The sequence below is a fragment of the Moraxella sp. CTOTU48717 genome (assembly GCF_032057165.1).
GTDB classification, from domain to species: Bacteria; Pseudomonadota; Gammaproteobacteria; order Pseudomonadales; family Moraxellaceae; genus Faucicola; species Faucicola tetraodonis.
The window spans coordinates 30,606-41,798 of sequence record NZ_DAMBBC010000007.1; the positions used below are offsets into that span (position 1 = coordinate 30,606).

The following is an 11,193-nucleotide window of genomic DNA, read 5'->3' on the forward strand; positions in this document are numbered from 1 at the left end:
GAATATTGCACTTCGCAATAATAAATGCAGTAACTCGATATATTTATGTAAAAATGGAATTTACTAAAAACCCCTTGGGCATTTATGATAGGCAGGTTAAAATTTCACCCAGTTGAAATGGCTGCAACAGCTAAAATTTAAATTTAATTGGTAATTAGAATTTGTAATTACAATTTGTATTAGTGACATAGGAATCCGCATGTATAAATACAACGCAATTGACCAACAATTGGTAGACGATCGGGTCGAGCAGTTTCGCGACCAAACCCGACGTTATTTGGCTGGCGAGCTCAGTGAAGAAGCGTACTTGCCATTACGCCTGATGAATGGTCTATATATTCAGCGTCATGCGCCGATGCTTCGCGTGGCGATTCCTTATGGTCTGCTTGCGACGTATCAACTGCGTAAACTTGCTGACATCAGCGAAAAATACGACCGTGGCTATGGTCATATCACTACCCGTACCAATATGCAATTTAACTGGCCAAAATTAGAAGAAGTGCCCGATATTTTGGCAGAATTGGCATCGGTACAAATGCATGCGATTCAAACCTCGGGCAACTGTATCCGCAATACCACCACCGACCAGTTTGCCGGTGTGGCGGCTGATGAAATCGCCGATCCGCGCCCATATTGTGAAATCATTCGCCAATGGTCAACATTTCACCCAGAATTTACCTATTTACCGCGTAAATTTAAAATTGCGGTCATCGGTACTCGGGAAGACCGTGCCGCGACCCAGCTGCATGACATTGGACTGCATGTGGTCAAAAATGACGCAGGTGACATCGGCTTTGAAGTGATTGTGGGCGGTGGTCTAGGTCGCACCCCTGTGATTGGTAAAGTGATTCGTCCGTTTTTACCTGAACGCCATTTACTCTCTTATTTAGATGCCATCTTACGTGTCTACAACCAATACGGTCGCCGTGACAATAAATACAAAGCGCGTATCAAGATTTTAGTTGAAAGTATGGGCGCCGAAGCGTTTTCACGAATCGTGGAAGAAGATTGGGAAAAACACAATAAAGACGGTGCATTAACACTGACAGCTGAACAAATTGAACACGCCAAAACCTTCTTTCCACAGCCGGCGTACCAAACATTCAGCCAACAACAATTACAAGCTAGCCAAGACAAACTGGCTACCCAGTTTGAAGATAGCGAGTTTGTGCGTTGGTTTAACCAAAATACCCGCGAGCATAAAGTCAAAGGCTATCACGTGGTGATTATCTCACTCAAACATTTTATGCAAGATACCGGCGATATCACCGCTACCCAAATGCGCGTGGTGGCTGATTTGGCGGATAAATACAGCTTTGGTGAAGTGCGCGGCACCCATCATCAAAACTTGGTGCTCACGGACGTCAAACTTGAAGATGTATATGACGTCTATCAGGTGCTCAAACAATACCACCTTGCCCGCCCAAATATTGGCTTATTGACGGATATTATCTCATGCCCAGGCTTTGACTATTGTTCATTGGCCAATGCCAGCACCTTAAATATCGTCAACCAAGTCAACCAATATTTCCAAGACGCAGACTTTGTCCATGATATTGGTGAAATTCGCCTAAACATGTCAGGCTGTATGAATGCCTGTGCGCATCACCATGTCGCAGATATCGGTATTTTGGGTGTGGACAAAAAAGGCGAGCATTGGTACCAAATTTCGCTCGGTGGTAGATCGGGTCAAAACGCCAAATTAGGCGATATTTTGGGCAAATCCGTGCCTGTCGATGCGGTTGCGGCGACGGTGGATGATATCCTGCAAGTCTACCTTAAATATCGCCAAGCGGCGGATACCGACTTTGGTAGCGAAACATTTGCCGAAGTTGTTGATCGTATCGGTATTGAGCCATTTAAAGAGTATGTATATCGTGACAAATCAGAACAGCCGGTGGAGGGATAAGCCATGGCACTTATTAACCAAAGCCAAGTGATTGATAATGTAAAGTCAGTCAGCGTGAGTATTCATGAGCAAAAAATCGAGCATATCGACCCATCCCAGTATGCCTCAGATATCACTGAAATTTTGGTAGACTATCGCCCTGTCGAATTTAGCGAGAAAAATCCGCCAAAACCGCAGTTAGAAGCGGATGATTTGGTAGCGCTTTCCCATCGGTTGGGCGATAAAAAACTGGGTATTATTTTATCGGGTGCTAGTGATTATCAGTTTTTGCACCAGGACTTTGTCAAAGTGATGCCGCTACTGTCGGTGATTGTGATTGATTTTCATGGTTTTCGTGATGGACGCGGTTATAGTTTAGCGCAAAAAATCCAGCAACACCCCAGTTATACCCCCGCTATTGTGTTGCGCGCCAGCGGTGATATCTTGCCAGATACGTTGCAGCTGCTCACCGAAGTAGGGTTTAGTGAGTTTGATATTGATGACAGCGATTTTAACCCCAGTTGGTTTGATTATTTTGTCGATATCAAACACCGCTATACAGGTCGCAGCGTGACGCAATTACCGATTTTTGCCAATTAATTGTTGAATGATGCTAAGATTGAGCGAATCTAAGGGTTCGCTTTTTTAATGTTAGCCCGTTGCCACCGTGTCGTTTCTAACTTCTGGTTTCTGCATTTCCAGTCAATTTGTTAATTCTAAATTTTCATAATAATATCATTAAAAATCATTTTTTAAACATCGCATAATTGATTAGCATAGCGTATCCCAATTTTTCACCATAAAACATTAGGAAATCCAATGAGCAATAAACTAAATATCGACCTAGACAAAGCCAACGCAGAATTGAACGGCAAAACCGCAGAGGAAATCATTGCTTGGGCACTGGCACAAGGTAGTAATCCTATCATCACTACTAACTTTCGCCCTTACGAAGTGGTATTATTAGACATGGTTACCAAACAACGTCCTGATATCAAAGTATTGTTCGTGGATTCTGGCTACAACACTGAAGCCACTTACCGCCATGCCCAAGATTTGATTAAACGTCTAAACTTAAACGTGATTACCTACTTGCCACAACAAACCGCAGCTTGGCGTGATGTTGAGTTCAATGGTATACCTAGTGTCAACAACCCAGCGCACGCAAAATTCACTGAGCAAGTGAAACTTGAGCCATTTGGACGTGCGTTAAAAGAAATTGCCCCTGACGTGTGGATTAATGCGATTCGTAAAGACCAAACGGAATTTCGCCAATCGCTTGACGTGTTGTCAGAAAGTAAAGACGGCGTGTTAAAAGTAGCGCCATTGTTCCATTGGTCAGAAGATGACCTAGAAGCTTACTTAAAAGAGCATGATTTGCCAAATGAACATGACTACTTTGACCCTACCAAAGTCGAAGAAAACCGTGAATGTGGTCTACACACACAATTATAATTTTTGATCGGCAGTATGTATGAAAATGTTAAGCTGAACTTCGGTTCGGCTTAATTGTTCTTGTCACTATCTAATGTTGAGAATGTCTATGAATACCTTACCGCTATTTTTTAAATTAGAAAATCGCCCCGTACTCGTAGTTGGCGGTGGGGAAGTGGCACTGCGTAAAGCGGATTTGCTTGACAAAGCGGGTGCTACTATCACCTTTGTCGCACCCAGCTATGAGGCGAGACTCATCGCGCAATTTAGCGATTCTCGTCATCAATTGATTAACGATGTTTATCAGCAAAAATATTTGGATAAACAAACCATCGTCATTGCTTGTACCGATGATGAAACGGTGAATGCACAGATTTTTCATGATTGTGAAGCCCGTTTTATCCCAGTCAATGTCGTCGATAATCCACCGCTATGTACCTTTATCTTTCCTGCCATCGTTGACCGCAATCCGATTACCATTGCGGTATCCAGTGCAGGCAAAGCCCCTGTGCTGGCAAGACTGCTGCGAGCCAAAATCGAAACAGTGGTGCCACCGCAATATGGTGAATTGGCAGGGTTGGCAGGTAGATTTCGCGATAAAGTAAAAGCTGCATTGCCCAATGTGACGGCTAGACGTAAGTTTTGGGAGCAAGCCTTTGAAGGACAAGTCGCAGAATCGGTATTTGAAGGCAATACAAATAGCCTAAGCAAAGCTGAAAGCCAACTTGAAACTTTGCTACAACAGCACGCCAACAACCAACCCACGGATAAAGCACAGCTTGGCAAAGTGTATATTGTGGGTGCAGGGGCAGGCGATCCTGATTTGCTAACTTTTAAAGCGCTACGATTGATGCAACAAGCGGATGTGGTGTTTTATGATAATTTGGTTTCAGCGCAGATTCTTGATCTATGCAGGCGTGATGCCAGCAAAATCTACGTCGGCAAAAAAGCCAGTGATCATGCGGTAAGGCAAGAAAAAATCAATGAGCTACTCGTGGAACAGGCGCAGCAAGGAAAACGGGTGTTACGTCTCAAAGGCGGCGACCCGTATGTATTTGGGCGTGGCGGCGAAGAAGCCGAGCAATTGGTTGCAGCTGGGATTGAGTTTGAAGTCGTGCCGGGGATTACCGCAGCCACCGCGGCGGCAAGCTGTGCCGGTATTCCATTGACTCACCGTGCGTATGCGCACTCTGTCAAGTTTGTCACCGCCTCTCTTAAGACGGATACCATCAATGAAGACTTTGCCAGCTGGCTTGATGATAACCAAACCGTGGTTTTTTATATGGGATTAAAACAGCTTGATAAATTGACGAGTGGCTTGATTAACGCAGGAAAAAATCCCACGACGCCGATTGCGATTGTGTCCAATGCCAGCTTGCCGCATCAGCAAGTATTGACAGGCACGCTTGAGACCATCGTGGCAAAACAACGTGAGGCAAACTTGCCCGCCCCAGCGATTTTAATTATGGGCAATGTGGTTAAGCTACATCACAGACTTCATAAACGATAGCAATTTTTAACTCATGGGGTATGGCAGTTAAAAAAGCTTGCAGATTGGGGTAAATACTTATAACTTAGATATCCGTTAGAAAAATTAACGAATTGGTTCGATAACAGAAATATTTTTGTCACAATTTAATATGACGTTTTTATGAAAGGATTTATGTATATTGTAGCAATACATATTATTTGTATCTGCTACAACATCAACTAGTAATTTAGAAGGATAGGGACATGCGACTAAAACCGAAACTGATTTTAACCAATCTGTCATTGGCTTTAATGTTGGTGATATCACCCATTGCCCAAAGCAAACTATTACCACAACCAGCCACCAATGCTAGCCAGTTAGCGGCAAATCGCTACGATAGCAGTAATGCTATCTTTCATCCTGTCTATGGTAAAAATGGTATGGTGGCTTCCGAGCAAGGGTTAGCGACGCAAGTTGGTTTGGATATATTAAAACAAGGCGGCAATGCTATCGATGCGGCGGTCGCGGTTGGATTTGCCTTAGCAGTCGTCTTGCCAAATGCTGGCAACATTGGTGGTGGTGGTTTTATGGTGTTGCATGATGATAAAACTGGCAAAGATGTTGCGATTGATTTTCGCGAAATTGCGCCAGCCAAAGCCAGCCGTGATATGTACCTTGATAGTCAAGGTAATGTTATTGATGGAAAATCATTGTTCACGCATGACGCTTCAGGTGTGCCTGGTACAGTAGCTGGGATGGAATACGCGCTAAAAAAATGGGGTACAATGCCATTATCTAAAGTGCTTGAGCCTGCAATTAAGCTTGCAGACAAAGGGTTTATTGTCAGTGATGTATTGGCACAGACGTTAAAAGAAGAAAAATCAACACTGGGTAAATGGGCAGCTAGCAAAGCGATTTTTTTCAAAAACGGTGAACCGCTGAAATCTGGTGATTTGTTGGTACAAAAAGACTTGGCGAAATCATTGCGTTTGATTGCCAAACAAGGGGCGAAAGCATTTTATCAAGGTGAAATCGCCACAAAAATTGCGAAAGAAATGCAATCACATGGCGGCACAATGGCACTTGAAGATTTAAAAGCCTATAAAGTTGTTGAGCGCCAGCCAATTATTGGTGATTATCGAGGCTATAAAGTTGTTACCATGCCACCCCCAAGTTCGGGTGGTGTACACTTGATTGAGATATTAAATATGCTTGAGCATTACCCTATCAAAGAAGATGGGGTAAATAGTGCCAAAAATATTCACCACATGGCTGAGAGTATGAAATTAGCCTATGCTGACCGCTCAGAATATTTGGGTGACCCGGATTTTGTCAAAATCCCTGTCACAGGTTTAACATCGAAAGCCTATGCGAATGAACGGGTCAAAACGATTGATGATAATAAAGCAAGACTTTCATCAACCATTAAACCTGGTAAACCACAACCTTATGAAAGTGACCAGACTACGCATTTTTCCGTCATGGATAAAGCGGGCAATGCCGCTGCTGTCACCTATACATTAAATCTTAACTTTGGTAGTGGCATTGTTGTAGAAGGCACAGGGATTTTACTCAATAATGAAATGGATGACTTCTCAGTGAAACCCGGTGTGCCAAATGCGTTTGGTCTAGTGGGTGGCACTGCCAATGCGATTGAAGCAAAAAAACGTCCACTGTCTTCAATGACACCAACGATTGTCATGAAGAATAATAAACCTTGGCTGGTTACAGGTAGTCCAGGCGGTGCTCGTATCATCACCACTGTATTGCAAAGTGTGGTTAATACGATTGACCATGAAATGAATCCAGCAGAAGCGATAATTACGCCACGCGTTCATCACCAATGGTTACCCGATGAGCTTAGAGTTGAAGCAGGCATTAGTCCTGATACGATAAAATTGTTGCAAGACAAAGGTCATAAAGTTGTTACTAAAGCACCAATGGGACGTATTCAAATTATTCAAGCGGATGATTCTGGGTTTTATGGCTATTCTGACCCAAGAAATCCTGATGGCAAAACATTAGGTTTCTAAACTGTTCATTAAAAAACGTGAGTGCTGCGACTCACGTTTTTTTTACTAACAAAATATATCAAGATTATTTTTTACAATTAATAGCCCAGTAAATCTTGAATAATTTTATCTGCTGTACCACTTTTCGCCAATCTCGCATTTTGCCCTGCCCACAGTGAGCTAAACTCATCACTTCCCATGCTTTCGGCTTTGGCTTTAATGGGGTTGCTCACAAACGATGCATGGGGAAATGGCGGTGCAGACTCGCTAATATACCCCGCTTCTTGCATAAAGCGATTGACAATCCCACGTGCTAAGCCACCACTAAATACATTGGTTAAAGCCGTGTGTTCGGCTCGCTCACTTTGCAGTGCTTTGCGGTGAAAGTCTTTGGTATCACACTCCTCTGCCAGCAAAAATGCCGTACCCACCTGTACTGCGCTAGCACCCATAGCAAATGCTGCTTGTGCGGTAGCGTTGTCGCTGATGCCGCCTGCCGCAATCACCGGTAAACTGACAGCGTTGATGATATTGGGTAATAGGCTAAAAGTGCCCGCTTGCAGCGTTACATCTTGGCTTAAAAACATACCCCGATGCCCACCTGCTTCCAACCCCTGTGCGATAATCATATCCGCCCCATTGGCTTGCAACCAGCGTGCTTCTGCAGGCGTGGTGGCGGAGGATACCACAATCGCCCCAGATTTTTTGACGACATTTAACAAAGCTTTGTCAGGTAAGCCAAAATGAAAACTCACCACAGGGACTTTTAAATCCGCCACTAGCGCTGCTTGTTCATGGGTAAATGGCTGACGTCCACCAGTCGTGGCTATCTCATCTTGCGTCAAACCAAATTCGTGATAATAAGGTTGTAGGGCATTAAACCATTTTTCTTGCATTGCTTGGGTATAGTCAGGTTGTTGATGGGCAAAAAAATTGACATTAAAGGGGCCATCAGTCGCTTGACGGATACTCGCAATTTCACTTTCGATTTTTTGTAGGCTGAGCAGGGCGCCGGGGAGTGAGCCAAGCCCGCCTGCTTGGCACACTGCGATAGCAAGTTTGCTGTCTTGGACACCTGCCATCGGCGCTTGGATGATGGGCAATTGAACTTTAACGTAGTCAAGAAAGCTGTTAATAGCCTTGGTATGATTAATCATTTTATGTTCCTTGTTATTGTTTTAATGTGTTTATCTTAATGTTATGGACTCATAGGGCAAAAATCGAAAACCATTTCAGTGTATCGCCAATAGATGACATTGAAAAGTACTATATGCCCGTTATAAATCGGCTGAATACAAAAAAGCCCTAGTAACATCACTGGGGCTTTTTTAACTAGTTAATTTTGGTTGGCTGTTTAGGCGCTAAGTTTAGGTATTAAGTTTAGACACTAGGCGCTTGGAATCGCCATTAACAGCGCTTGTCTTGCCTCGGTATTGTGTTTAAATTCGCCCAGTAGTGACATACTGCGGGTATCAGATTTTTGTTTCATCACACCGCGCATCATCATGCACATGTGCGCGGCATCCATCACCACCGCCGCGCCTTTTGCCCCTGTCATATCCATCACCGCTTGGGCAATTTGGCGGGTTAAGTTTTCTTGAATTTGCAAACGTCGGGCGTACATATCCACGATACGTGCCATTTTTGACAGTCCAATCACTTTGCCATCGGGCAGATACGCCACATGCGCCACGCCATAAAAAGGCAACATGTGATGCTCACACATCGAATAAAACTCGATATTTTTTACCATGACCAATTCATTATTGTCAGTGGGAAAAATCGCGTTGTTGGTAATTTCGACCAAATCTTGATGGTAGCCTTGGGTCAAAAAACTAAAGGCTTTAGCGGCACGTTCTGGGGTATTAAGTAGTCCCTCACGTGTTAAGTCTTCCCCTGTTGATGCAATAAGGGTGCGGTAGGCATCACTGTTTTGTTGGATAATCTCGTCAAAATTTGCAGGCATAGTCATGATAACATTTAAGTTTAAAAAAATAGGCATAGCTTAACGCTTTACCACTATTTGTAAAGCGATTTTTGTCACAAACGCCATGAAAATCACTAAATTTGCTTTGTTTGGGTTTTTTGCTAGAATTAACCCCTAATTTTGAGCTATTATAGTGCATATTCGTTCACTGAAAAATAAGGAAAAACCATGCTATTAACAGGGAAGCGTTTCGTTGTTACCGGTATCGCCAGTAAATTATCGATTGCTTGGGGTATCGCAGAAGCGTTACATCGTGAAGGCGCGAGTTTGATTTTGACCTATCCGAATGAAAAAATGAAAAAACGCGTGGATATGGCAGCCGAAACTTTTGGTGCAGAGAAGGTCTTGGCGTGTGATGTGGCGTCAGATAGCGAAATCGAAGCGTGTTTTGCCCAAGTTGCTGCACACTGGCCAGAGGGCATTGATGGGGTCGTGCATGCCATTGGTTTTGCCCCTGCCGATCAGCTAGATGGTGATTTTACCCAAGTGACCACCCGTGAGGGCTTTGCCATTGCCCATGATATTAGTAGCTACAGCTTTGTGGCGCTTGCTAAAGCCAGCCGTGAGTTACTGGCAAAACGCCAAGGCTCGCTGTTAACCTTGACGTATGAAGGCAGTATCCATGTGTTGCCAAACTACAATGTCATGGGTCTAGCCAAGGCCAGTCTGGAAGCGAGCATTCGCTACCTTGCCAGCTCAATGGGTAGCGATGGTATCCGTGTCAATGGGATTTCTGCAGGTCCAATTCGTACCTTGGCGGCAAGCGGTATCAAATCATTGCGTAAAATGCTCGACACCAATGCCAAAATGTCACCGCTACAGCGCAATGTCAATATCGAAGAAGTGGGTAATGCCGCGATGTTCTTGTTATCGCCTTGGGCGTCTGGTATCACCGGCGAGATTTTATTTGTCGATGCTGGGTTTAATACCGTGGCGCTCTCTGAACAAGTGATGATGCAGGTAGAGGACTGATTTTTAGGCGAGTAGTTGATAAAAGAGCGACCATGGTTGCTCTTTTTTTTGCTTGCTGTTTTTTGCTTACTTTTTTTGATGGATGTTTCGATAGGGATTGCAAAGCCGTGTGGTTAAGATTACCATTTTTTGTCAGGCTTAACATGTTTGGCAAGTCAGCTAAAGACTGATAAATGGCGGTAGCTAATGATTAATAAATTACCTAAGTGGATTTTATGGGGTGGCTGCGTACTGGCGTTTAATGCAGGGTGTATCAATAGCACCGCATTAGTCGGCTTCACGCATTTATCTGCTTCGCATGTAACGGGCAATGTGACGCTATTTGCCACAGCATTGGCGGAACAGCACTACCAGCAGATGGCGATGGTTTGTATCGTGCTGTTATCGTTTTTATCTGGGGCAGTTATCAGTGGCTTTGTGGTGGGTAGTACGGCATTAAAAGAAGGTAAACGCTATGGCAAAGCTCTGTTAATTGAAGCAAGTTTATTAATCATCAGTTTGATTTTATTTAGCTATCAGTCGTTTTGGGGGCAGGTTTTTGCCGCGATGGCTTGCGGCTTACAAAATTCGATGGTCGCGACCTATAGCGGTGCGGTGATTCGTACCACCCATTTGACAGGATTGACCTCAGATATGGGCTCAGCCTTGGGTAATTGGCTGGCGGGCAGACCGATTAATAAGAAGATGTTCGTGTTTCAAGCGATGATATGGTATAGCTTTTGCGGGGGCGGGGTAGTAGGTGCTTTGGGCTATATCCACTACAAATACATGACATTGATGCTACCTATTGTGATTGTGTTATCGTCAGCGCTGGCTTATCAAGTATATTTATTAACCCGTAAAAAAACGGCTAAGTAGCGACCTTAACCGTTTGATTTTATCTTATTCTTCATCTTCATCTTCATCTTCATCTTCGAGTTTTTTCGCCTCATGTAACATATCAAGTAGCGATTCATCAGAGCCCTTAGAGGTAGGAGTGCTCGCATTATCTTGGTTGATGTCGGTACGATTGATGCCTTCCATCGCTTCATTGGCAACATCAGATTGGGCGTTGTCTAATTGAGATTTGTCGATAGGGTTAGCGTTATTGTTGTCTGTCATGGTCATCTCCTTATTGTTTTCTCTTATAGGGTTTTTTCTTTTATACGTTAGACCTAGTGAGCTTAATATTATAAGTAAACCAAATGGCTTACAATACTTAAAAATGAAACGTAACCAAAAACATACTCATGAGTGACGTAGGGATAAGTTTATCACTTTGTTCGCGATGTATTGCATACTTTGTAGCGCATGACAGCTAAATGATTTACAGAGGTTAATAGATTGCAGGCGACACTAGCTGTCGTGAATGTGGCAATTCGGGCGATTTTTTCATTGAGCGGTGATGGTGAGGTGTTTTTTTTGCTGTATAATTTTTTGAGCGACTCAC

At 43.7% G+C, this 11,193-nt stretch carries 10 protein-coding genes; 7 read left to right on the forward strand and 3 right to left on the reverse strand.

All coding sequences use genetic code 11. From position 1 onward, the window contains the following. Positions 1 to 199: 199 nt before the first annotated feature. The 5 genes from RT084_RS05685 (at position 200) to ggt (ending at position 6,826) form a co-directional block, all read left to right on the forward strand. Positions 200 to 1,909 (forward strand): nitrite/sulfite reductase, encoded by a 1,710-nt coding sequence (locus tag RT084_RS05685; RefSeq protein ID WP_313097996.1) that lies wholly within the window; start codon positions 200 to 202, stop codon positions 1,907 to 1,909. 3 nt (positions 1,910 to 1,912) lie between these two features. Continuing rightward, positions 1,913 to 2,488, forward strand: a complete 576-nt coding sequence (locus RT084_RS05690) for a DUF934 domain-containing protein (RefSeq protein ID WP_099834026.1) — start codon at positions 1,913 to 1,915, stop codon at positions 2,486 to 2,488. A gap of 219 nt (positions 2,489 to 2,707) precedes the next feature. Further along, positions 2,708 to 3,343 carry a phosphoadenosine phosphosulfate reductase domain-containing protein gene (locus RT084_RS05695; protein ID WP_312385406.1) on the forward strand — a complete coding sequence of 212 codons (636 nt, stop codon included), beginning with the start codon at positions 2,708 to 2,710 and terminating at the stop codon, positions 3,341 to 3,343. Positions 3,344 to 3,431: 88 nt separating this feature from the next. Then, entirely contained in the window at positions 3,432 to 4,832 is a 1,401-nt protein-coding gene (gene cysG, locus RT084_RS05700; protein WP_312385407.1) for a siroheme synthase CysG, read from the forward strand. 224 nt (positions 4,833 to 5,056) lie between these two features. Beyond that, positions 5,057 to 6,826 (forward strand): gamma-glutamyltransferase, encoded by a 1,770-nt coding sequence (gene ggt / locus RT084_RS05705; protein WP_313098001.1) that lies wholly within the window; start codon positions 5,057 to 5,059, stop codon positions 6,824 to 6,826. Positions 6,827 to 6,903: 77 nt separating this feature from the next. On the opposite strand, the gene RT084_RS05710 is transcribed toward ggt, so the two are convergent. Both RT084_RS05710 and folE read right to left on the reverse strand, forming a co-directional pair. Then, the gene (locus RT084_RS05710; RefSeq protein ID WP_313098004.1) at positions 6,904 to 7,962 is read right to left on the reverse strand and encodes an NAD(P)H-dependent flavin oxidoreductase; all 1,059 of its coding nucleotides are present in this window, start codon (positions 7,960 to 7,962) and stop codon (positions 6,904 to 6,906) included. Positions 7,963 to 8,192: 230 nt separating this feature from the next. After that, positions 8,193 to 8,771, reverse strand: coding sequence for a GTP cyclohydrolase I FolE (folE, locus tag RT084_RS05715; protein WP_007115330.1), 579 nt, complete (start codon positions 8,769 to 8,771; stop codon positions 8,193 to 8,195). Positions 8,772 to 8,960: 189 nt separating this feature from the next. On the opposite strand from folE, the gene RT084_RS05720 reads away from it, so the two are divergent. Together RT084_RS05720 and RT084_RS05725 are read left to right on the forward strand one after the other, a co-directional pair. After that, positions 8,961 to 9,764: an enoyl-ACP reductase FabI gene (locus tag RT084_RS05720; protein ID WP_312533836.1), complete on the forward strand. Its 804-nt coding sequence runs from the start codon at positions 8,961 to 8,963 to the stop codon at positions 9,762 to 9,764. A 186-nt stretch (positions 9,765 to 9,950) separates the two neighbouring features. Beyond that, on the forward strand, positions 9,951 to 10,622 hold the full coding sequence (locus tag RT084_RS05725) for a YoaK family protein (protein ID WP_313098011.1): 672 nt from the start codon (positions 9,951 to 9,953) through the stop codon (positions 10,620 to 10,622). A 24-nt stretch (positions 10,623 to 10,646) separates the two neighbouring features. Here the strand turns inward: RT084_RS05725 and RT084_RS05730 are convergent, their stop codons facing one another. Beyond that, entirely contained in the window at positions 10,647 to 10,865 is a 219-nt protein-coding gene (locus RT084_RS05730) for a hypothetical protein (RefSeq protein WP_313098013.1), read from the reverse strand. Positions 10,866 to 11,193 lie beyond the last annotated feature (328 nt).